This is a genomic window from Neisseria sp. 83E34, assembly GCF_001308015.1.
GTDB lineage: Bacteria > Pseudomonadota > Gammaproteobacteria > Burkholderiales > Neisseriaceae > Neisseria.
Genome location: NZ_LGYH01000002.1, coordinates 154,724 through 177,944, shown reverse-complemented (window position 1 = coordinate 177,944; position 23,221 = coordinate 154,724). Strand labels below are relative to the sequence as shown.

18 protein-coding genes and 1 CRISPR repeat array are annotated in these 23,221 nt (G+C 51.5%); of the genes, 9 read left to right on the top strand and 9 right to left on the bottom strand.

The window, feature by feature from the left end; all coding sequences use genetic code 11:
- Positions 1–53: 53 nt before the first annotated feature.
- Positions 54–1,325, bottom strand: a complete 1,272-nt coding sequence (locus tag AKG09_RS03080) for an O-acetylhomoserine aminocarboxypropyltransferase/cysteine synthase family protein (RefSeq protein WP_054618024.1) — start codon at positions 1,323–1,325, stop codon at positions 54–56.
- A gap of 342 nt (positions 1,326–1,667) precedes the next feature.
- On the opposite strand from AKG09_RS03080, the gene AKG09_RS03075 reads away from it, so the two are divergent.
- From AKG09_RS03075 to AKG09_RS03055, 5 genes are all read left to right on the top strand, one after another.
- Entirely contained in the window at positions 1,668–2,723 is a 1,056-nt protein-coding gene (locus AKG09_RS03075; protein WP_054618023.1) for an NAD(+)/NADH kinase, read from the top strand.
- 292 nt (positions 2,724–3,015) lie between these two features.
- Positions 3,016–3,996 (top strand): thiamine pyrophosphate-dependent dehydrogenase E1 component subunit alpha, encoded by a 981-nt coding sequence (locus tag AKG09_RS03070; RefSeq protein WP_054618022.1) that lies wholly within the window; start codon positions 3,016–3,018, stop codon positions 3,994–3,996.
- Positions 3,997–4,184: 188 nt separating this feature from the next.
- The gene (locus AKG09_RS03065; protein WP_054618021.1) at positions 4,185–5,204 is read left to right on the top strand and encodes an alpha-ketoacid dehydrogenase subunit beta; all 1,020 of its coding nucleotides are present in this window, start codon (positions 4,185–4,187) and stop codon (positions 5,202–5,204) included.
- 115 nt (positions 5,205–5,319) lie between these two features.
- Positions 5,320–5,637 carry a biotin/lipoyl-containing protein gene (locus AKG09_RS03060; protein ID WP_054618020.1) on the top strand — a complete coding sequence of 106 codons (318 nt, stop codon included), beginning with the start codon at positions 5,320–5,322 and terminating at the stop codon, positions 5,635–5,637.
- 271 nt (positions 5,638–5,908) lie between these two features.
- The gene (locus tag AKG09_RS03055) at positions 5,909–6,535 is read left to right on the top strand and encodes an opacity family porin (protein ID WP_054618019.1); all 627 of its coding nucleotides are present in this window, start codon (positions 5,909–5,911) and stop codon (positions 6,533–6,535) included.
- 269 nt (positions 6,536–6,804) lie between these two features.
- Here AKG09_RS03055 and AKG09_RS03050 read toward each other — a convergent pair whose 3' ends face one another.
- Positions 6,805–8,262, bottom strand: a complete 1,458-nt coding sequence (locus tag AKG09_RS03050) for an efflux transporter outer membrane subunit (protein WP_054618018.1) — start codon at positions 8,260–8,262, stop codon at positions 6,805–6,807.
- A 99-nt stretch (positions 8,263–8,361) separates the two neighbouring features.
- Complete coding sequence (locus AKG09_RS03045; RefSeq protein ID WP_054618017.1) at positions 8,362–9,015, bottom strand: DNA alkylation repair protein; 654 nt, start codon at positions 9,013–9,015, stop codon at positions 8,362–8,364.
- Positions 9,016–9,601: 586 nt separating this feature from the next.
- On the opposite strand from AKG09_RS03045, the gene cas9 reads away from it, so the two are divergent.
- From cas9 to cas2, 3 genes are all read left to right on the top strand, one after another.
- On the top strand, positions 9,602–12,811 hold the full coding sequence (cas9, locus tag AKG09_RS03040) for a type II CRISPR RNA-guided endonuclease Cas9 (protein WP_054618016.1): 3,210 nt from the start codon (positions 9,602–9,604) through the stop codon (positions 12,809–12,811).
- A gap of 83 nt (positions 12,812–12,894) precedes the next feature.
- Positions 12,895–13,806, top strand: a complete 912-nt coding sequence (cas1, locus tag AKG09_RS03035; RefSeq protein ID WP_054618015.1) for a type II CRISPR-associated endonuclease Cas1 — start codon at positions 12,895–12,897, stop codon at positions 13,804–13,806.
- Positions 13,799–14,125, top strand: coding sequence for a CRISPR-associated endonuclease Cas2 (gene cas2, locus AKG09_RS03030; protein WP_054618014.1), 327 nt, complete (start codon positions 13,799–13,801; stop codon positions 14,123–14,125). The genes cas1 and cas2 overlap by 8 nt, the downstream gene beginning before the upstream one ends.
- Positions 14,126–14,188: 63 nt before the next feature.
- A CRISPR array of direct repeats spans positions 14,189–17,195; the repeat unit is 36 nt; unit sequence ATTGTAGCACTACGAGATGAGAGAGGAAGCTACAAC.
- A gap of 47 nt (positions 17,196–17,242) precedes the next feature.
- On the opposite strand, the gene AKG09_RS12360 is transcribed toward cas2, so the two are convergent.
- Positions 17,243–17,995: a methylated-DNA--[protein]-cysteine S-methyltransferase gene (locus AKG09_RS12360; protein WP_054618013.1), complete on the bottom strand. Its 753-nt coding sequence runs from the start codon at positions 17,993–17,995 to the stop codon at positions 17,243–17,245.
- Between the two features lie 244 nt (positions 17,996–18,239).
- On the opposite strand from AKG09_RS12360, the gene AKG09_RS03020 reads away from it, so the two are divergent.
- Positions 18,240–19,229, top strand: coding sequence for a nuclease-related domain-containing protein (locus AKG09_RS03020; protein ID WP_054618012.1), 990 nt, complete (start codon positions 18,240–18,242; stop codon positions 19,227–19,229).
- A gap of 78 nt (positions 19,230–19,307) precedes the next feature.
- Here AKG09_RS03020 and AKG09_RS11845 read toward each other — a convergent pair whose 3' ends face one another.
- The 5 genes from AKG09_RS11845 to AKG09_RS03000 form a co-directional block, all read right to left on the bottom strand.
- Positions 19,308–19,466, bottom strand: coding sequence for a hypothetical protein (locus AKG09_RS11845; RefSeq protein ID WP_156320784.1), 159 nt, complete (start codon positions 19,464–19,466; stop codon positions 19,308–19,310).
- An 18-nt stretch (positions 19,467–19,484) separates the two neighbouring features.
- Complete coding sequence (locus tag AKG09_RS03015) at positions 19,485–20,528, bottom strand: ACP S-malonyltransferase (RefSeq protein WP_054618011.1); 1,044 nt, start codon at positions 20,526–20,528, stop codon at positions 19,485–19,487.
- A gap of 65 nt (positions 20,529–20,593) precedes the next feature.
- Positions 20,594–21,715 carry an ABC transporter permease gene (locus tag AKG09_RS03010; protein ID WP_054618010.1) on the bottom strand — a complete coding sequence of 374 codons (1,122 nt, stop codon included), beginning with the start codon at positions 21,713–21,715 and terminating at the stop codon, positions 20,594–20,596.
- A gap of 31 nt (positions 21,716–21,746) precedes the next feature.
- On the bottom strand, positions 21,747–22,613 hold the full coding sequence (locus tag AKG09_RS03005; RefSeq protein WP_054618009.1) for an alpha/beta fold hydrolase: 867 nt from the start codon (positions 22,611–22,613) through the stop codon (positions 21,747–21,749).
- 122 nt (positions 22,614–22,735) lie between these two features.
- Positions 22,736–23,188 carry an isoprenylcysteine carboxylmethyltransferase family protein gene (locus tag AKG09_RS03000; protein WP_054618008.1) on the bottom strand — a complete coding sequence of 151 codons (453 nt, stop codon included), beginning with the start codon at positions 23,186–23,188 and terminating at the stop codon, positions 22,736–22,738.
- Positions 23,189–23,221: the final 33 nt, after the last annotated feature.

The following is a 23,221-nucleotide window of genomic DNA, read 5'->3' as shown; positions in this document are numbered from 1 at the left end:
AGACAGGCATTATTGTAGGTAGGCTTTGTTATATGTAAGCAGTTTGACTATTATCAAACAGCAGCAGCCAAAGCCTGCTCCAAATCGGCCAGCAAGTCATCAATATGTTCGATACCGATGGAGAGGCGAACCATGTCTTCGCTCACGCCTGCCTGTGCCAGCTCTTCGGCATTGAGTTGGCGGTGGGTGGTGCTGGCGGGGTGTGTTGCGAGCGATTTGGCATCGCCGATGTTGACCAAGCGGGTGAACAGTTGCAGGGCGTCGATAAACTTGCCGCCTGCCTCGATGCCGCCTTTGATGCCGAAGCTGAGCAGGCCGGAGGCTTTGCCGGCGAAGTCGCGGTCAATCAGGGCTTTGTAGGGGCTGTCGGACAGGCCGGGGTAGTTTACCCAGTTGACTTGCGGGTGCTTTTGCAGGAACTCGGCCACTTTGAGCGCGTTGTCGCTGTGGCGTTCCATGCGCAGGGCGAGGGTTTCGAGGCCTTGCAGGATTAAGAATACGTTCATCGGGCTGATGGCGGCGCCGGTATTGCGCAGCGGCACGACGCGGGCGCGGGCGATGTAGGCGGCGGGGCCGAAGTGTTCGCTGTAATTCACGCCGTGGTAAGACACGTCGGGCGTGGTCAGCACTTTGAAGCGGTCGCCTTTGGTCCAATCGAATTTGCCGCCGTCGATAATCGCGCCGCCGATGCTGGTGCCGTGGCCGCCGATGTACTTGGTTAGGGATTCCACCACGATGTCGGCGCCGAGTTCAATCGGGCGGCACAGGGCGGGCGAGGCGACGGTGTTGTCCACCACCAGCGGCAAGCCTTTTGCGTGGGCGGCTTCGGCAAAGGCGCGCAGGTCAACCACGTTGATGGCAGGGTTGCCGATGCTTTCGCAGTAAACGAGCTTGGTGCGCGCATCGGTTTTGGCGGCGATTTCTTCGGGTTTGGCCGAGTCGATAAAGCGCACTTCGATGCCTTGCTTGGGCAGGGTGTGGGCAAACAGGTTGAAGGTGCCGCCGTAGAGGGTTTTGGTGGCGATGATGTTGTCGCCCGCCTCGGCGATGGTTTGAATGGCGTAGGTAATCGCCGCCATGCCGCTGGCCACACACAATGCGGCGATGCCGCCTTCGATGGCAGCCAAACGCTCTTCCAAAACGGCGGTGGTGGGGTTCATGATGCGGGTGTAGATGTTGCCGGCCACGTTGAGATTGAACAAATCGGCGCCGTGCCGGGTGTTGTCGAATGCGTAACTGGTAGTTTGGTAAATCGGCACGGCGGCGGCTTTGGTGGTGGGTTCGGGCTTATAGCCGACGTGAATGGCTTGGGTTTCGAGTTTCATATTTGCTCCGTTGTATTGTGCGAGTGCATAAAGCGGTTATTGTACATGATGAGGAATGGTTAAGGCCGCCTGAAAGCGAACCTAGTGAGCTTCGCTAAAACGAGCTTGAGAGTTTCGCCAAAGCGATGCGACAAATCCGTTTCACAATAGCGTCATGCTTAAGCGTCACATCTGTCACATCTGCTTTGTCACACCGGCCTGATGTTACTGTCACATCAGGCCGTCTGAAAAATCTAAAAAACAAATCTTTTCTTAAAAATCATTTAGTTATCTTTAAATTTTCAGACAGGCACATGGATTGCTTTGCTTATTTTAAAAACAAGATCTGCAAGGAGAAAAACCATGTCTGCCACCGTTCGCGTCGGCATTATTGCCAACCCCGTTTCCGCCCGCGATATACGCCGCATTATTTCCCATGCGTCGGGGCTGCCGCTGGGCGAGCGTGTGAATATGTTGATCCGCATTTTGTCTGCGCTGGCGGCGTGCGGTGTGGACGAGGTGCTGCTGATGCCGGAAATGGAAGGCTTGCGCATGCTGCTGGAACGGCGGCTGCCGGCCGTAGTCAGCGCGCTGGAATATCCGCTGCCGCGGCTGCGCTGGCTGGATATGGCGGTGAACAACGACACCGGCGATTCGGTGGTAGCGGCCGAGATGATGCGTGAAGAAGGTGTGTCGGCGATTTTGGTGTTGGGCGGCGACGGTACGCACCGTGCGGTAGCGAAAGGCTGCGGCGATATTCCCATCGCGGGCATTTCCACCGGCACCAACAATGCGTTTCCGCCGATGCGCGAAGTAACCATCACGGCGTGGGCGGTGGGCCTGTATGCCGTTGAAAACGTGCCGCGCGAACATTCGCTGCGCGCCAATAAATGCCTGCATATCCGCAAATACGACGCGGCAGGAAAGGAAGTGCTGCATGAAATTGCGCTGATTGACGCGGCTGTTTTGAACGAGGGCATTCTGGGTTCAAAAGCCATCAGCGAAACAGATACGCTGCGCACGTTTATCACTACACAAGCTTCAGTTGAGGCGGTGGGGCTGTCGGCCGTGGCGGCGGCTTTGGAACCGGTAGGCCGCTATGAAGCCGGCGGATTGCTGGTGGATCTGGTGCCGTCTTACGGTTCGTATGAGCCGGCGGATAAAGCGTTTTCCGTTCAGGCCGTGCTCACGCCGGGCATGATCGAATACATCAACATTGGTTCTTACCGCCGCTTTTTCGAGGGCGACGAATACCGCCTGAGCGGGCAAACCGGCTTGGTGGCATTGGACGGCGAACGGGAAATCGTGTTCCGCGAAGAAGAAAGCATTGCCATCACTTTGCAGGAAGGCGCGTTTTACACGCTGGACGTGCCCGCGGTATTGCAATTTATCAACACGCAAAGACGCGGCAAACGGTAACAGTAAATGTTTTCAGACAGGCACGGCAGGCCGTCTGAAAAAGTATAGTCAACCCACTTACATAATAACGATACCGTCATACTCGGGCTTGACCCGAGTATCTCAAGCTCCGGTAAGTTTAGGAGATACTCGGGTCAAGCCCGAGTATGACGAGCGTACTATTTTTAAGTTGATTCACTATATATTTTGAAACAGTCAAACCGTACACCCCAAAAACAAAACCAAAAAGGCCGTCTGAAAACACTTTTTCAGACAGGCATAAACGAAAACCCGTTGAATAAGGAGAAACCCAATGAGCATCAAACTGCCTTTAGAAAAAAACCAGCTGCTCGACGTTTACCGCCGCATGAAAACGATACGCGAATTTGAAGAGCGGCTGCATATCGACTTCGCGCGGGGCGAGATTCCCGGTTTCGTGCACCTGTATGCCGGAGAAGAAGCCACCGGCGTGGGCGTGATTGCCCATTTGAACGACAACGACCACATCGCCAGTACCCACCGCGGGCACGGCCACTGCATCGCCAAAGGCGTGGACGTAATCGGCATGATGAAAGAAATCTACGGCAAGCGCGACGGCGTGTGCCGCGGCAAAGGCGGTTCGATGCACATCGCCGATTTGTCGAAAGGCATGATGGGGGCGAACGGCATTGTCGGTGCGGGCGCGCCGCTGGCCTGCGGCGCCGCGTTGGCAGCCAAATTTCAGGGCAAAGGCGGCGTGGCCATCACCTTCTGCGGCGACGGCGCGGCCAACCAAGGCACCGTGTTGGAAAGCCTGAACTTGGCGGCCATCTGGAATCTGCCGGTGATTTTTGTGATTGAAAACAACGGCTACGCCGAATCCACCGCTCGCGATTACGGCACCGCCGCCAACAGCTTCGCCGACCGCGGCATCGGTTTCGGCATCCCCGGCGTGGTGGTGGACGGCAACGACTTTTTCGCCGTTTACGAAGCCGCCGGCGAAGTGATCCGGCGCGCCCGCAACGGCGGCGGCCCGGCATTGCTCGAATGCAAAACCAACCGTTTCTTCGGCCACTTTGAAGGCGACGCACAAACCTACCGCCCGAAAGGCGAAGTCGACAACCTGCGCGCCCATCACGACTGCCTGAAAATCTTCCGCCAACGCGTTACCGAAGCCGGCGTGATTACCGATGCCGAATTGGACGCCATCGACAAAGAAGTGCTCGAGTTGATCGAACGCTCGGTGCAGGAAGCCAAAGCCGCGCCGGTGCCGACGCCGGAAGATTTGCTGACCGATGTTTATGTATCTTATTAAAAATCATATGTAGCAAATAAAGTTATTTTTGATACAAGGCAGCAAGCCGCAGACAGTACAAGCAGTACGGCTAGGCGCAGCAACGCCGTAGCAAATTAAGTTTATTTGCGATAGCTGCAAAACCGAATCTTTCATGCACCATTTGAAAAGTTGATTCCACAGCTATTTAAAAACAGGAGAAACAGATCATGTCCCGCCAATTAACCATGAAATTAGCGCTTAACGAAGCCATCGATCAGGAAATGAGCCGCGATCCCACCGTGATTATGATGGGTGAAGACATCATCGGCGGCGCAGGCGCCAGCGGCGAACGCGATGCTTGGGGCGGCGTGCTCGGCCTCTCGAAAGGCCTGTATGCCAAACACGGCGACCGCCTGATGGACACACCGCTTTCCGAAGCCGCCTACATAGGCGCGGCCATCGGCGCCGCCGCCTGCGGCATGCGCCCGATTGCCGAATTGATGTTTATCGACTTTATGGGCGTGTGTTTCGACCAAATTCTCAACCAAGCCGCCAAGTTCCGCTATATGTTCGGCGGCAAGGCAGAAACCCCCGTCGTTATCCGCGCGATGGTCGGCGGCGGTTTCAGCGCAGCGGCGCAGCACAGCCAAATGCTCACGCCCATGTTTACCCATGTGCCGGGCTTGAAAGTGGTGTGCCCTTCCAACCCTTATGACGCCAAAGGCTTGCTGGTTCAGGCCATCCGCGACAACGACCCCGTGATTTTCTGCGAACACAAAAGCCTGTACGGCGTAAAAGGCGACGTGCCGGAAGAGCTTTACACCATCCCCTTCGGCCAAGCCAACGTCGTTCGCGAGGGCAAAGACGCCACCATCGTCGCCTACGGCATGATGGTTCAGCGCAGCATGGATGCCGCCAAACTGTTGGAAAAAGAAGGCATTGAAGTCGAAATCATCGACCTGCGCACCCTCTCGCCGCTCGACATCGACACCGTATTGAATTCCGTAGAAAAAACCGGCCACTTGGTTGTGGTCGACGAAGCCAGCCCGCGCTGCAACATCGCCACCGACATTTCCGCCCAAGTGTGCCAGCACATGTTCGGCGCACTCAAAGCAGGCATCCAAATGGTGTCGCCGCCGCACACGCCCGTGCCGTTCTCCAACGTGCTGGAAAAACTATATCTGCCCAGCGGCAAACAAATCGCCGAAGCCGTGCACAAAACATTAGGTAAGGTTGAGGCCGTCTGAAAACCATGATCAAACAAACGGCGGGCAAAAATGCCCGCCCCGCCGAAGCCATACCTTACCTGCACCCGCTGAAAACTTTTTCAGACGGCATTCACAATAAACAAAGGAGAAAACAATGAGCAACATCAAACCCGTTATCATCCCCAAATGGGGTCTGACCATGGAAGAAGGCACCATCAGCGAATGGCTGGTTGATATCGGCACCCCCGTAACCGTCGGCATGGAAATCCTCAGCATCGACACCGACAAGCTCACCAACGCCGTCGAAGCCGCCGACGCAGGCGTATTGCGCCGCATCCTGCACGGCGCAGGCGAAACCCTGCCGGTCAAAACCCTGATCGGCATCCTCGCCGACGCCGACACCCCCGAAGCCGACATCGACGCCTTTATCGCCAACTGGATACCGCCCTCTGCCGACGAAGTGGACGAATAAGCCACATTTTAAAATGCACAAACCCGGTTTGAACGGTTCGTAACCATGCCTGTCTGAAACCCAATTTAACGTTTCAGACAGGCATCTGAAACTCGTTGAGCTGTTTTTACAATCCGCAACAATTCCGGCACAAATAAAAAACAACCTTACACAAAACCTGTTTGCTTTAACATCAGGCTTGCTACAATTTTAAGCACCTGTGTCAATATTGACGAAACAGGCAAATGAGCATATCCGCTCATAATCAAATCAACTCAAGAAAGGTTTCCGCATGAAACATCAATCTGCACGTTTGGCTGCCTTTATGGTGGCAGCTTTGGGAGCATCGTTTTCTACCGCTGCAATGGCCGATGAAGTAACCGGCCCCTACATTCAAGGCGATATCGGCTTGGCCAATGTAAAAGTAGATGATGACGAGAAATTCAAAGTGCGTGACACATTCAAAAGCCTGAAAAACTCGTACAAAGATTCGGGCTTTATGCCCCGTGTGAGCGCCGGTTATGATTTCGGCGACGTGCGCGTGGCCGGTGATTACACCCACTACAAAAACATGAATGACAGCGCCAAAAAAGGCGATGAGCAGCTGGACGTTAAAGTGAAAGCCCAAGGCATGGGCGCATCTGTGATTTACGATATTCCGCTGCAATCCAACTTCCAACCCTACGTTGGCGCGCGCTTATCTGCCAACCGGTTGAAGTATGAATCGCATGGCGTTTCAGCCGGCATACGCTCTCACTCTTCCGAAAGCAAAACCAAAGTAGGCTACGGTGCGATGGCCGGTGTGGGCTACAAATTCAGCAACAATCTGGCCGCCGATGTGGGCTACCGCTACAACCGTTTGGATTCAGACCTGAAAGCGCACGAAGTATCTACCGGTTTGCGCTACACATTCAACTGATTCAAAACCCTTTGTGGCTGACATAAATAAAGCGTACTGCTTCGGCGGTACGCTTTTTTACATCATATAGTCAATCAACTTAAGAAAAAGTACACACGTCATACTCGGGCTTGCCCCGAGTATCTTGAGTTTCAGTAAATTTGGGGGTATTCGGGTCAAGCCCGAGTATGAGGGTACTATTATTATGTAAGTGGTTTAACTATATGCCTGTCTGAAAACGCATTTTTCTTTTTCAGACAGGCATGCTCTGTTTTCTTTTAAGTTTTCTTCTAATTGGCAGCCCAGCCGCCGCCCAATGCCTTATACAAACCAATCAGCATCCGCGCGCGCGCCAGTTGCGATTGAATCAGGTTTTCCTGCATCTCTTCTTCATTCAAGCGTGCGGTAAGAGCGTTATCCAGCGTTTTATTGCCGTATTTAAACAGTTTTTCGGCATCGCCCGCCTGTTTGGCCGCCTGTTTATGCGCAGTAACGAGCAAGGTGTTTTGGCGGGTAAGCGCGCTGTGTGCCTGATATGCGCTGTCCACTTCGCCGAGGGCTTTAAGGATGTTTTGGTCGTATTGCAATAAGGTCGTCTGAAGCCGTGCATCGGCGGCGGCGATATTGGCTTTGATGCGCCCGTTGGTGAAAATCGGCACTTGGATGCCTGCTTTGATTAAGCTGCCCCAGCCTTTTAAATCACTGTCGCTGTCGATGCTGATGGTGCCCCTGCCCAAAAATTCGATGGTAAACCGCGGCAGCAAATCGGCTTTGGCGCTGGCGAGCTTGGCGGCATAGGCATTCACTTGCGCGGCATGGGCGCGGATGTCGGGGCGGCGTTCAAGCAAGCCTTGCGGGGTTTGGCCGCTGGGCGCGGCGGGTTGCGCGGTTAAAACGTCGGCCTTGCTTTCGGGTAAAGTGAATGTTTGCGGGGTTTGGCCGGTAAGCACGGCGATGCTGCGCACATGGGCGGCGTATTCCGATTCGATGGTGCTTTGTTTGGCACGCAAAGCGGTGAGCTTGCTGGCGACTTCGTCTACTTCATAAGCGGTAACGTGGCCTGCTTTGAAACGGCCCTGCACATATTTCGCCAGCCGCTCAACGGTGGCGATATTGCGGTTTACCGATTTCAAACGCGCTTGGGCGGCGCGGGCTTGCAGATAATGCTCGGCGATTTCCCCGCCAATCAGCACTTGCGTGCCGTACACCTCTTCCTGCCGGCCGAGCGCGGCATAAGCGGCGGCATCGGCATCGCTGCGTTTCTGCCCGAAGATATCCGGCTCCCACGACGCGGAAAAGCCGCCCGTGAGGCTGTTGCCTTTCAAGGTAAAATGCTCGCCTGCCAAATCGGCAGCCTGCGGAATCCTGCCGAGCATGACGCGGGTTTCGTCGCTCAGCGGGTTGCTGATGCGGGCATTGATGCGCGAGGCTTCAGCGCCCGCACCGACTGTCGGACCTTTATCGGCATTCGCTAACCGCATAATGGCGCGCGCTTCGTTTAAACGGCTGCGGACGATTTGGATATCGTGGTTTTGCTGCAAGCCTTGTTCGATTAAACGGCTGAGTACGGGATCATTCCAATGCTGCCACCAGCGGCCGATTTCCACGCTGCCGCCCGCTGCTTCCGCCTGACTGAAGGCTTGCGGAACGTCGATTTTGCTTTCGAGCGGCACGGTAGTGCTTTTACAGGCGGCAAGTGCCAACGCCAGCATCAAGCTGCTTGTAAGATGGTTCAAATGGGGTTTCATAGCTTTTCCTTTATTCTTTTTTCAGACAAGCATAGAGGCCGTCTGAAGACTCCTTGTGTATATCGTTTAAGTAAATTCGAGAATCCGACTTACGGCGGGCTACACATATTTCTCCGCCTCACGGATACTGAGTTTCGCCATGCGGCTGCGGTATCGCTCGATAAATGCCCGCACCCATTCGGGGTTGGTTTTGCTGTAATCGCGCAAGGCCCAGCCGATGGCTTTATTAATGAAAAATTCTTTTTGATCCAAATTGTTGCAGAGGATTTGCTCCAGCAAAGCAGTGTCGGTTTTGTCTTTGCGCAAAAGCTGGTGATCGATGGCCACGCGCCGCAGCCAGATATTATCGCTGTTGCTCCAATCCAGCAGCACGGCATTGGTTTCGGGGTAAACCAAAGCGATGCCGCCGACAATGCGGTCGAGCACGTCTGACGTATCCCACCATGATTTTTCGGTAATCAGCTTTTGCAGGCGCGGAATATCCTGCGGCGTGAGCTTTTTCTGCATGGTTTTCAGATACTCAAGCGCACAGTATTGCAGCTCGCGGTGCGGATTGGCCCAGCATTGTTCGACAAACCGCCAATCAACCTCTTCCGCTGCTCCGCTTTTAAAAAACGGTTTGCAGATTTTTACCAAGCGCGGCTTAGAAATACCGAGATAGTCGAAACGGTGTCTCATATAGGCTTTCATCGGCATGGCGCGCTCAGGGTCGGCTTCGCGGGTAAGGATAGCAAGCAGTTCTTCGTAATTCATTGTATGCACCTTTTCAGACAGGCATTGCGCCTTCCTGTTCCAACAATATTTTTTGTCCAACCAAACTGCCATATCAAGATTCACGGCTTGGGTATATTGGATATTTTATATTTATTAAGAATACCGCACCTTTGATATCAATTTTAAGGTTCCTAACTTTGGAACAGTTGATTGTTTTCAGACGGCCTGCTCCTTGTATAGTCAATCCACTTAGATAACAACGATAGCGTCATACTCGGGCTTGATCCGAGTATCTTCTGAGTTTATCGGAGCTCGAGATACTCGGGTCAAGCCCGAGTATGACGAGCGTACTATTTCTAAGTTGATTCACCATAACAGGCTTTTTCAGATATTAATAAAGACGATGCCCCTGTTTAAGCGGACTTAAACAGGGGCTCAACTCATTTCTGAATCTTTACGTCGCGGCACGTCTTTTCAGACGGCCTTATTGTAGCAACGGCTCTCATCTCGTAGTGCAACAATAAATTTGATTCTAATGATGATGAAAACACTTGTCAAATATTTATTTCTTTACTATAAATAAGCGTATGTATTTTTTTGTAAATCAAGATGAAAAGGGGAAGAAATGAAAAAACAGCCGCAACGCTATATTTTGGGTTTGGATTTGGGTATTGCTTCAGTAGGCTGGGCCTTGATCTTAGTGGATGGAGCGGAAAATCCCGTCGGCCTGCTGGATTGCGGGGTACGCACGTTTGAACGGGCGGAAGTGCCGAAAACAGGCGATTCTTTAGCCTTGGCCCGCAGGCAGGCGCGCAGTGTGCGCCGCTTAATCCGCCGCCGCGCCCACCGTTTACTGCGGTTGCGCCGCCTGCTCAAGCGCGAAGGTATTTTGAGTGCTGCCGACTTTAATTCAGACGGACTGCCTAATCTGCCGATTGATGCTTGGCAGTTGCGTGTGGCGGGCTTGGAGCGAAAACTGACAAATCAAGAGTGGGCGGCGGTATTGCTGCATTTGGTCAAACACCGCGGTTATCTGTCGCAACGAAAAAGCGAAACCCAAACGGAAAACAAAGAATTAGGACGTCTCCTTGCCGGCGTGGCCGAAAACAGCAAACTGCTGTCAGAAAGCTCCGAACAATACCGCACGCCTGCCGAATTGGCGGTTAAATTATTTGCGGAACAATCGGGGCGTTTGCGCAATAAAGGCGGTGATTACACCCACACTTTCAACCGCTTGGATTTACAGAAAGAGCTGCATTTGCTGTTCGAGCGGCAATGTGCGCTCGGAAACCCGTTTGCTTCGGCAGAGTTGCAAAGCAAAGTTGACGAATTACTGATGACGCAACGCAGTGCCTTACAGGGTGAAGCAGTGTTGAAAATGCTCGGTAAATGCACATTTGAGCCTTCCGAATACAAAGCGGCTAAAAATACTTATTCTGCCGAGCGGTTTATTTGGCTGACCAAACTAAACAACCTGCGGATTCTGTACAACGGCGAAGATCGGGCTTTGGATGAAGGAGAGCGCAAACAACTGTTGGACGAGCCGTATAAAAAAGCCAAACTAACGTATAAACAGGTGCGTTCAATATTGAATCTGCCTGAAAGCGCAGTATTCAAAGGGCTGCGTTACGGAAAAGATTCAGACGGCCTCAAGGCGGAAAACGGCGCATTGATGGAAATGAAGGCCTACCACAAAATCCGCACAGTACTGGAAAAAGCAGGTTTGAAAGGCGAATGGGAAAACCGCATCCGCAACCCCGAAATACTGGATCAGATTGGTACGGCATTTTCAGTATATAAAACCGATGAAGACATTAAAGCAGAGTTGGCCGCTTTAAGGCTGCCTGAAAACGTGTTGGATGCGCTGCTGGCCGGTTTGAACTTCGATAAGTTCATCCAACTTTCACTGAAAGCCTTAAGCAATATTCTGCCTTTAATGGAACGCGGCATACGCTATGACGAAGCCTGCAAAGAAGTTTACGGCGATCACCGTGCCTTGGCAGAATCAAAAAACCAAATGCTGCTGCCACAAATTCCTGCCAACGAAATCCGCAATCCCGTGGTACTGCGCACACTCACACAAGCACGCAAAGTGATTAACGCGATTATCCGCCGCTACGGTTCGCCACAACGGGTGCATATCGAAACGGCGCGCGAGTTGGGCAAATCGTTTAAAGACCGAAAGGAAATCGAAAAACGTCAGGAAGAAAACCGCAAAGAACGCGAACGTGCGGCGGAACATTTTAAAGAATTGTTCCCGCGTTTTACCGGAGAACCTAAAAGCGGCGATATTCTGAAACTGCGCCTGTACCAACAGCAACAGGGCAAATGCCTGTATTCGGGCATACCGATAGATTTAGGCCGTCTGAATGAAAAAGGCTATGTGGAAATCGACCACGCCCTGCCGTTTTCCCGCACGTGGGACGACAGCTTTAACAACAAAGTGCTGGTGTTGGGCAGCGAAAACCAGAAAAAGCGCAACCAAACGCCTTATGAATATCTTGATGGTGCTCGCGACAGCCAACGCTGGCGCGAATTTCAGGCGAGAGTACAAGGCTGTCGTTTTCCTTATGCTAAAAAACAGCGTATTCAGACGGCCAAATTGGACAGCAAAACCGAACAAGGCTTTTTGGAACGCAATCTGAACGATACCCGTTATATTGCCCGCTTTTTATGCGGCTTTATTGAAAAAAGCCTGCATCTGCAAGGCGCGGGCAAACGACGCGTATTCGCCTCAAACGGCCAAATCACTGCCTTGTTGCGCGGTCTGTGGGGCTTGAAAAAAGTTAGGGAAGACAACGACCGCCACCACGCACTCGATGCTATCGTAGTCGCCTGCTCCACCGTTTCCATGCAGCAGAAAATTACCAAAGCCATGCAGCGGCGTGAAACCTTGGAAACAATAAATACCGAAACCGGCGAAGTCAAAACCCGCATTCCGCAGCCGTGGGATTTCTTCCGCCAAGAAGTGATGATACGGGTGTTCAGCGACGCCCCGCGCGAAGAGTTGGCAGAGAAATTAAACAGCCGGCCTGAAGCGCTGCATGATTTTGTATCGCCTTTATTTGTCTCACGCGCCCCCAACCGCAAGATGACAGGGCAAGGGCATCTTGAAACCGTCAAATCCGCCAAACGCCTGTCTGAAAACATCAGCGTGGTGAAAAAACCGCTGACAGCGTTAAAACTGAAGGATATTGAAAACATTGTCGGCTATCCCGACCGCGAGCCTGCTTTATATCGAGCTTTGCAGGAGCGATTGCAGGCATATAAAGATGATCCTGCCAAAGCGTTTGCCGAGCCGTTTTACAAGCCTGCGAAAGATGGCGGACAAGGGTCATTGGTCAAAGCAGTGCGGATTATTGAAAATACCAAACATGGCTTAAAAGTACGTAACGGCATTACCGATACTAACGGTGATATGGTTCGGGCGGATGTCTATCAAAAAGCCGATAAAAAAGGGAAAAGGCAATATTTCATTGTTCCCGTCTATGCTTGGCAAGTTGAAAAAAATGAGCTGCCGACAGTTGATTGTAAAGGATATGAAATTGATGACACTTATGAATTTTGTTTTAGTTTATATAAATATGACATTATTGAAATTCAAAACCCTGATAACATGAGCAAAGAACTCCGAGTTTACTATATCAATTGTGACAGCTCGGATGGTAGATTTTGGCTGGCACATCATGATAAAAGCGCTAAAGAACAGCAGTTCCGGATCAGTACGCAAAATCAGCCGATCATAAAAAAATACCAAGTCGACCCATTGGGCAAAGAAATCCGCTTGTGCAAAGCAGAAAAACGCACTGAATTGAATGGCAAAAAGAAAAAATAAATCCTCAGCGGCTGCACCTTCAATGGTGTAGCCGTTTTGCTGTATAACCCATTTAAAAACAGAATACTTACGGAGAAAACCAAATGACTTGGCGCAGTATTCTAATCAGCCGCCCTGCACGCCTGTCGCTGCAACAAAGCCATCTGCTGATTCAACAGGACGAAGCCATACCTATACCGCTGGAAGACATCGCCGTGATTGTGGTCGAAGCACGGGAAGTGGTACTAACCGCACCGTTACTGTCAGCCCTGGCACAACACGGCATCACCCTGCTTACCTGCGACGAACAGTTCTTGCCCTGCGGCCAATGGCTGCCGTTTGCACAATATCATCGCATCCTGAAAGTGCTCAAACAACAAATCAATATGACAGAACCGCAAAAAAAGCAGCTGTGGCAACAGATTGTGAAACAGAAAATCCGCAATCAGGCTTGGCTGCTCGATTACAGCGGCCACGATATTGCCGCAGGCCGTCTGAACGCCTTGGCCGACAGCGTAAAATCCGGCGATAAAGACTTTGCCGAAAGCCAAGCTGCCGCTGTGTATTTCCGCGTACTGTTCGGAGAACAATTTACCCGCAGTCATGAAAACAGCGTCAATGCCCATTTGAATTACGGTTACAGCATTCTGCGCTCGGCCGTTGCCCGCGCGCTTGTGCAATACGGCTTTCTACCTGCGCTCGGACTGCACCACCGCAGCGAACTCAATCCTTTCAATTTGGCCGACGACTTTATCGAACCATACCGCCCCATTACTGATTTATTGGTTTACGACAAGATGCTTTCAAACAGTCTGCCAGAGGAGCTTACACCCGCAAACAAACAACAACTAATCTCTTTGTTATGCTGCCAAACAGCTTTGGACGGAAACAAATATAGTGTATTGGCTGCCATAGACCGCACCATACAATCTTTTCAGACGGCCATCAGCCAAAACAAGCCCAAGCTGTTAAAGTTGCCACAAATGCTGAGCTTAAAGGTACATGATTATGAGTGAGGCCCAATTTATGCGCTTAATCGTTTTCTTTGACTTACCTGTAACCACTACAGCCAAGAGAAAAGCCGCCAATCAATTTCGTAAATTTTTACAGAAAGACGGCTATCACATGCTGCAATTGTCAGTTTATTCGCGCATTGTAAAAGGAAGAGATGCGTTGCAGAAACACCACAAAAGACTGTTACTACATTTACCCGAAGAAGGCCAAGTCCGCTATTTAGAGGTAACAGAAAAACAATATGCAAGCATGGTTATGCTTATTGGTGAGCCAAAACCTCGCGAAAAAAAGGTGAATGCCGACCAACTTTTGCTTTTTTAAAGTCGTTTTTTTAACCAAAATAAAACAGGGAAACCTTATTTTATAAGGCTTCCCTGTTGAGGTATTGTAGCACTACGAGATGAGAGAGGAAGCTACAACGGAAGTGCTGTTTCTACACTAATCCACCTAATTGTAGCACTACGAGATGAGAGAGGAAGCTACAACTGCCCCTCGCCTCAAACAATCAGTATTATGATTGTAGCACTACGAGATGAGAGAGGAAGCTACAACGATATTATTCTTATAACCCAGCATCCGAGTATTGTAGCACTACGAGATGAGAGAGGAAGCTACAACGACTGACGCCGTCTTCCGCTGCCCGGTAAAATTGTAGCACTACGAGATGAGAGAGGAAGCTACAACTTAACGTAAGACCGCCTGTTTAAATTCAATATTGTAGCACTACGAGATGAGAGAGGAAGCTACAACCGGCGGTTCGGGTGGTGGCTCTAAGGTTAAATTGTAGCACTACGAGATGAGAGAGGAAGCTACAACGCAAAAAGCGAAGCATACGAACATTTCGTAATTGTAGCACTACGAGATGAGAGAGGAAGCTACAACGATAGTCATATTGCATACACAACCTTAAGCATTGTAGCACTACGAGATGAGAGAGGAAGCTACAACTCGTTTTTTATGCTGTTTGCCGTGATGTTCATTGTAGCACTACGAGATGAGAGAGGAAGCTACAACACCACGATCAACAACACGGAAAATAACACGATTGTAGCACTACGAGATGAGAGAGGAAGCTACAACCCCGCATCGGCTTTCAGCATGGCCACTATCATTGTAGCACTACGAGATGAGAGAGGAAGCTACAACATGATTAATGCCGTTATCTCCATGTTTCCGATTGTAGCACTACGAGATGAGAGAGGAAGCTACAACTTGATCTTGAGGGAGGGGGGAACTGCTAGTATTGTAGCACTACGAGATGAGAGAGGAAGCTACAACGCAAGATGCAAAACTAATAGCTGAATATTGATTGTAGCACTACGAGATGAGAGAGGAAGCTACAACATGATAGTTGTCGTAGCAATGAAATTAGTGATTGTAGCACTACGAGATGAGAGAGGAAGCTACAACCCAAATTCAACAGGCAGCATCGCCGAAAGGATTGTAGCACTACGAGATGAGAGAGGAAGCTACAACAGGGAAAGAATTGGGTGATAACTTGGTTTTATTGTAGCACTACGAGATGAGAGAGGAAGCTACAACCGGCGTAAGACTGATAAAAAAATGCAGCGTATTGTAGCACTACGAGATGAGAGAGGAAGCTACAACAAAATCTTATCATTTGGCCGTCTAAAGCGTATTGTAGCACTACGAGATGAGAGAGGAAGCTACAACTCACTTATTTGTGGGAATACCGCCATTAATATTGTAGCACTACGAGATGAGAGAGGAAGCTACAACCTGAAAGTATGTCCCAGCGCATTGATGCGTATTGTAGCACTACGAGATGAGAGAGGAAGCTACAACAAGTACGTTAGGCTTAGACGATAAGGTGAGATTGTAGCACTACGAGATGAGAGAGGAAGCTACAACTATGTTGCTAAGGTCTATGCTGAAAAAGCAATTGTAGCACTACGAGATGAGAGAGGAAGCTACAACTCAGGTTGCTTAGCTTTACTTCGGCTACCCATTGTAGCACTACGAGATGAGAGAGGAAGCTACAACATCAGGTTCAAAATCTCAAGCAAAGGCTCTATTGTAGCACTACGAGATGAGAGAGGAAGCTACAACCGGCAGCCTGTTGCCTGATTTGATAGATGCATTGTAGCACTACGAGATGAGAGAGGAAGCTACAACGCGTGGCGTGGCCATAACACCATGCCCAATATTGTAGCACTACGAGATGAGAGAGGAAGCTACAACCGGTTGCAACGCGGCAAAAACGGGTTGGGAATTGTAGCACTACGAGATGAGAGAGGAAGCTACAACGCGAAAAAGTCGGTTCCGATTGGGAATCCAATTGTAGCACTACGAGATGAGAGAGGAAGCTACAACCGAGTATTTGGAGCGGCACGCATCTTTACGATTGTAGCACTACGAGATGAGAGAGGAAGCTACAACATAGCTGGTATTGTTGTTGGTGAGGCTGCTATTGTAGCACTACGAGATGAGAGAGGAAGCTACAACATAGCTGGTATTGTTGTTGGTGAGGCTGCTATTGTAGCACTACGAGATGAGAGAGGAAGCTACAACCTTGGAAACTTGCCATACACCATGACAGGAATTGTAGCACTACGAGATGAGAGAGGAAGCTACAACTGCCGATAAAGTGGATTAAATATCTCCCGCAATTGTAGCACTACGAGATGAGAGAGGAAGCTACAACAGAAGACACAGCCCACTCCTCCGCATTATTATTGTAGCACTACGAGATGAGAGAGGAAGCTACAACGAAGCGAGTAATGCGGTTATCACCGTTTTTATTGTAGCACTACGAGATGAGAGAGGAAGCTACAACCGAACGCTGCCCGGGATGGTATCAAAACCGATTGTAGCACTACGAGATGAGAGAGGAAGCTACAACCCAAAAATGCCTGCATGGTTGCCATTTCCTATTGTAGCACTACGAGATGAGAGAGGAAGCTACAACTTTTAAAGGGGCAGGAAATGACTAATTGGGATTGTAGCACTACGAGATGAGAGAGGAAGCTACAACAAGCCACTCAATCGCTTTATCGGGCTTCAAATTGTAGCACTACGAGATGAGAGAGGAAGCTACAACTATAACGGGCGTTTTCCGGAGGAGGCACGCATTGTAGCACTACGAGATGAGAGAGGAAGCTACAACTATAACGGGCGTTTTCCGGAGGAGGCACGCATTGTAGCACTACGAGATGAGAGAGGAAGCTACAACTATAACGGGCGTTTTCCGGAGGAGGCACGCATTGTAGCACTACGAGATGAGAGAGGAAGCTACAACGAGATGGATGTGTTGGCGCATATCGGCCAGATTGTAGCACTACGAGATGAGAGAGGAAGCTACAACAAATCAGGACGCGGGGTGCGGGTTTCCCTTATTGTAGCACTACGAGATGAGAGAGGAAGCTACAACCACTTTCCACACCATTATGACTATATCAACTTCCATCTTATCCTTTTTCAGTCAAGCATTGCGCCTTCCAATTCCAACAACGCCCTTTTTCGCACAAGGCCGCCGCCGTAACCGGTTAAATCGCCATTGCTGCCGATCACGCGGTGGCACGGTATCAGGATGGAAATTTTGTTCTGACCGTTGGCAGAGGCTACGGCACGCACGGCCTGCGGTTTGCCGATGCGTTCCGCCTGCTGCTTGTAGCTGCGTGTTTCACCGTAAGGAATACTTTGCAGCTCGCGCCAAACTTGCTGCTGAAACGGTGTGCCGACCGGATCGAGCGGCGTGGTGAAATTTTTCAGACGGCCTTCAAAATACAGATCCAACTCTTGCTGCAAAGTTTGGCTGCGCACCGTGTCGCGCCACACAAAATCCGCCTGAAATGCTTTTTGCACGGCCAAGAGTTCGCTCTCCAGCATTCTGCGCTCGGGAAACTCCAGCAGGCACAAACCTTGTGTGCTGAATACGGCCAGCATCTGCCCCAATGGGGTGGCGCGCACAGAGACTGTCAGCCTGTTGTCGTATTTGCTATTGCGTTGTGCCATCAGGTGCGTGATGCGTTTTAGACGGATATACTGCCCGAGCGACATGCCGACGTGCCGCTCGAAATCTTTTTTCAACATAACCAGTTCGTCTGCCGATTCAAGCGGGTGTGCGTGATAAGATTTAGGCGGATTTTCCTGTGCTGCCAGCCATGCGGCATAAGGTTGCCACTGTGATGAAAGCAAGGTTTGCGGATCGGGCAGCCGGCGGATATTCATGGAGTTTCCTTGCAGTGTTCAGATAGGTATCAGCATTTCAAAACTAAAAGTCTGATAAACAATCAAAAGAACGAATTTTTGATATTAATGTATTACCCAAGTTCAATATTATATTTATCTCATCAATTTTCAGACGGCCTGCACAGGCTTCGCAAGCCCGTGTCAGCCTATTGTTTTCAATCTATCTTTGTTAGAATTATATTCTTTTGAAATATTAAATAAGCTAATCAAGCAAAACACCGTCATGATTATCAAACAAGGACATAATCGGGAACATGATATTGAGGATCTAAACACATTATTGGCTTTGCCTTATATCGATTCCGATACCAAAGACAAAATCAGCCGTGAAATCAGAAATATCCAGTCCGGCATCAAAGGCGAAAAAGAAGCGGCCTACCACATGAATTTTCAGTGGAGTGAATCCAAAAATTGGATGGTTATCCATGATTTAAGGCTGGAATATAAAGGTCATGTAGCTCAAATAGACCATTTGCTGCTTAACCGCTTTATGGAAATTTATGTCTGCGAAAGCAAACGCTTCGGCGAAGGCATTGCCATTAATGAACATGGCGAATTTTCAGCATTTTATAAGGGAAAATCTTACGGCATACCTTCCCCGATAGAGCAAAACAACCATCATATCAAACTGCTTCAAAGACTTTTCGACAGCGACTGCATCGAGCTGCCAATCAGGCTGGGCGTTAAAATGAAGCCCAAGCTCATCAGCCTGATTTTAATCGCCAACTCAGCGCGTATTTCACGCCCTAAAAATGAAAAAAGTGTTGAGAGCTTAGACAGAATCATTAAAAACGAGCAAATCGTTAAAAAAATCAACAGAGATATTGATGATGAAAATATCTTTAGCATGGTTAGGTCGGTATCTAAAATCATCTCTCCGGAAACTTTGCAGTCGTTCGCCGAATCTTTAGCCGCTCTGCACAGGCCATTGGAAATGAATTGGCGGGCAAGGTTCGGTATCAATGAGCCGGCTGAATCCGATCCGGTTAAAGCGGAACATGTCGATTCTGTTCAATCTCAAGATGAGATTCAGCACCAAGCCGATGTGCAAGATAATGCTCCGAATGCTGCGCCGGCCCGCTTGTTCTGCGCCGGCTGCAAAAAAACGGTCAGCCCTAAAGTGGCAAATTTTTGCTGGAGCAACAAAGCCCGCTTTCAAGGCAGGGTGTATTGTTACAACTGCCAAAGAAGTATCAAAAAAACGGTAGATTAGCGGATACACACGCTCTTTACACGGCAGGCATGATGGATAAAAATGCACAATCTGCTACGCGCTTGATGCCTTAAAGTATTAGCGTGAAATTACCTTGCCCGCCGCCTGATTGCTTTGGTCTTTGGCTTGCTGCTGGTTTATATAGGGGCGGAAGGATTGATCAGCCTTTTTGTATAAAGTTTTCAGACAGGCATAACTTTGCGCAATGCCTGTCTGAAAACAATGCTTTCTTTTCAACGTAAAAACCAACGTTTATCACGCACCGAACAACACGGCCTTGCCTTTCGCGTCGGACACATCCAACACATCTATATTCTCCCCGTCCAACACCGCCTCTGTGAGCATGGCCACGCCGCCGGAGGGGCCGATTTCCAAAATGCGGCGGACGCCCAAATCTGCCATGCGGCGGCATTCTTCTACCCAACCGACCGGATCGACCAATACATTTTGCGCAATGCCGCGCGCCTGTTCTGCGTCCAAACCGCAGGCCGCCGCCCATTCGGCTACTTGCGCTACGGCGGGTACCAGCGCGGGATGGTGGAAGCCGACTTCCACTTCAAGCGGCACAAGCAGCGATTCGGGGGTAAGGCCGTCTGAATCTTTTATTGTGGCTGAGAGCTCATCACACACGCGCTGCACCGATTCCGGCCGCCCGCTGACCACAAAGGCTTCTTGGCTGTTGCGCAGGCCGATGCACGGGCGAGCGGCTGGGTCGGTTGAGGCGGCGGGGAACAGGCTATCCACCATATCGGCAAGCTGCGATCGGCTCACGCCCTGCACCATCACCATCGCATGGCCGCCGTCGTGCATATACATGCCGGTTTTTCTGCCTTGCAAAGTAGCGGCCGCGCCGATCAGTTCGGCCAATGCCAGAATTTCGGCGGAGCGTTGCGGTTCGCTAACCAGATAACGCCCGAGTATGCCTTGCGAATGCCCGATCACGCCTGCTGCTTTGCCGATGTCCAACCCGCGTGCTTTCAAGGTGTGCAGATTGGCGATTTGCGAAAGGAAAATGCCGGGCACGCTCACGGCAGCGCGTACTAAATCAATTTCGCTACTGTCGCTGTCTGCCCACGCAATCGGCGCAAAACCCTGCGGGCGGGCGGCGGCGAGCTGCTCCGCCACGGGCGCCACCATTTGGGCGGCGGCATCGGCAATCTTGCCGGTTTCCTCCCGCGCGCCTTCGGCCAAAGCCTCGCGCAACATGCTGATCCAATCAAACCCTTGACCGGAAAAACACAGCGCAAACGGTTCGGCATGCACACGCTCAAGCAGGCGTTTTTGTTCGGTTTCACTCATTGTCTCACTCCTTTGTATGATGGTTTTCAGACGGCCTCAGCGGCCTTTGTCCGCATCCTCAACACTCAGCCATGCTGCTCCAGCATTTTTCTAAACCGCATCAAGGCAAATGCCAAAAACAGCAGCCCCGTCAAAGCCATTGCCAAAAGCTGCGGCCACACGATGCTCAAGCCGGCATTGCGGAACAGCACGCTTTGGGCAAACTGGATAAACTGCGTGCTCGGCCAATATTCGCTGATCCATTGCGCCGCTGCGGGCATATTGTTGCGCGGCGAACCCACGCCGGAAAACAGCAGCAGCACCATATACAGCGGAATCATCAAGAGGCCGAACTGCGCCATGCTCGGCGCAATCGTGGCAAGCATCACCGCCAGCGCGGCAATGGAAAACAGATACACGGCCACGCCGAAGCCGTAGAGCAGAAGGGAGCCGTAAATCGGCACACCGAGTATCCCCTTTACCACCAACCACATCGACAGCATACTCACCAGCAAAATCACCGCACTGTTGGCCAGCACTTTCGCCAGCATGATTTCGGCGGCGTTTACCGGCATCACCAGCAGATGCTCGATGGTGCCGTGTTCGCGTTCGCGGATCACCGCCGCGCCCACCAAAATCAGCGCCAACACCATCACCATATTGCCCAACTCCATCGGCGGCCCGTAATAGCTGCCTTCGGCATTGGCGTTGAAATGCGAATGGATCACCGGCTTCACAGGCAGCCATTTCTCCGCCGACTGCTGCCGCGCAAACTCCGCCGTTTCACGCTCCAGAATGCGGGTCAGATAAGCCGCGCCCAAACCTGCCTGCGACATGGCGGTGGCGTCCACTTGCAGCAGCAATTCGGGGCTGCGCCCCATCAGCACGTCGCGCTCGAAGTTCGGCGGAATTTCCAAGGTAAAAATGTACTCGCCCTTATCCATCGCCTCATTCACCGCTTCTGCCGCCACTTCCTGCGGCGGCTGGAAAAACGGCTCGCGCACGGCATCGCGCAGGCGGTAGGAAAGCGCCGAACGGTCGCCGTCCACCACCGCCACGGCAGCGTTTCTCACTCCGGAGTCGATTCCAGCTGCGGACAAAACCGTTATCGTAAACATAAACACAATCAACACCATCAGCACCAAGTCGGAAAACAGGCTGCGGAGTTCTTTTTGTGCTAAGTAGAAGATGTTTTTAATGCTGCGCATGGGCTTGCCTTGGGGGTTTCAGACAGGCATTTCACACCGATTCGGCGGTTGCATCGGTAAATTCGGCCAGTGTCTGCAAAAATCGTTCGGGGCTTTCTTTTTGCGGCCAGTGCTTGTGCTCTTCAAACACTTCCAGCCGCGCCTGCGGCATGATGGTGGCGGCCGCTTCGGCATCGGCCAGCGGCACGGCCGGGTCTTTGCTGCCGTGAACCAGCAGCACGGGGCAGTCGATTTTCGGCAGCTCCGGCAGCAGGCGGCCTGTGGGTTTGCCGCCGTAGGTTTCGCTGAGCTGGAAAGATTGGAACGCTTTGCCGGCATCTTCTGCCAAGGCGGCCGCGCGCACTTCGTCCACCAGTTCGGTGCTGATTTTGCCGGCATCGCCGAATAGTGTGGCGGCAATCAGGCGGCGGGTCAGCAGGCGGCTGGTGCACAGGCGGTAGGCCGGCAGGTTCCAGCGCGAGCGGGCATACCAGCCGCCCAACCGCGGCCACGGCAGCTCGGTGCTGATGCCCCACGGCGCCACCAACACCAGCCGCTTGAGCAGGTGGGGGTAGCGCAAAGCAAACTGCAAAGCCACGCTGCCGCCGAGCGACAGGCCGCATAAGTTGATACGCTGCAGGCCCAGCGTTTTCCAAAGCGTGTAGAGAAGCTCGGTGTAAAAATCCAGCGTGTAGTCGATATCGGGTTTGCTGCTTTGGCCGTAGCCGGGCAGGTCGGGGGCAACCAGGTATTCGTTGCCCGGCCACTGCGTTATGATTTCGCGCCACGACAGCATCGCCGAATCCAAACCGCCGCCGTGCAGAAATACCCAGGCTTCTTCTTCGGGCCGGCCTGCGGTGTGGCAGGCGACCGAAAGGTCGTCAGACAGGGTTAAAGTATGTGTTTCGATAGTGTTCATAATGCATCTTTTCCAAAATATGAAGCGCGTTTATATTTTCAGCCAACCCGTATGGATTCAGTATCTCAATATTCGGGCCGGCTTATAGAATGGTTGTATAGCCTTTTCAGACAGGCATTCCCTCAAACCCAACGCCGTACCTTACGGCAATAGCTCAAATAATCCTCGCCAAACTTGTGCGCCAGCACGCGCTCTTCGTGGCGGATTTGAAAGCGGTTCATACCGGCGACAAACAGCGGCAGCCCGAGCCAAGACAGGACGTGCCCCAGCCACAACGCCCAAGCCGCCAGCATCAGCAATAAGCCCAAATACATCGGATTGCGGGTAAAACGGTAAACGCCGCTGCTCACCAAACGGGAGGCTTTGTCGAGATAAACGGGGTTTATCGTGGTTTGCGCCTGCCTTAACGCCGCCACGCCCGCCGCGCCGACGGCCAAACCTGCCGCCGCGGGCAGCAAGGCCCAAACTCCGGCAGACGGCCATTGCAAAGCCGCCACCGGCACGCCCGCCAACAGCCGCATCAATAAAGCGCAGGCGATCAATTGCAGCACCGGCGGGATTTTCAGGTTTTCCATATCGCCTCCTTTTGCCCGATACGTTCAGACAGG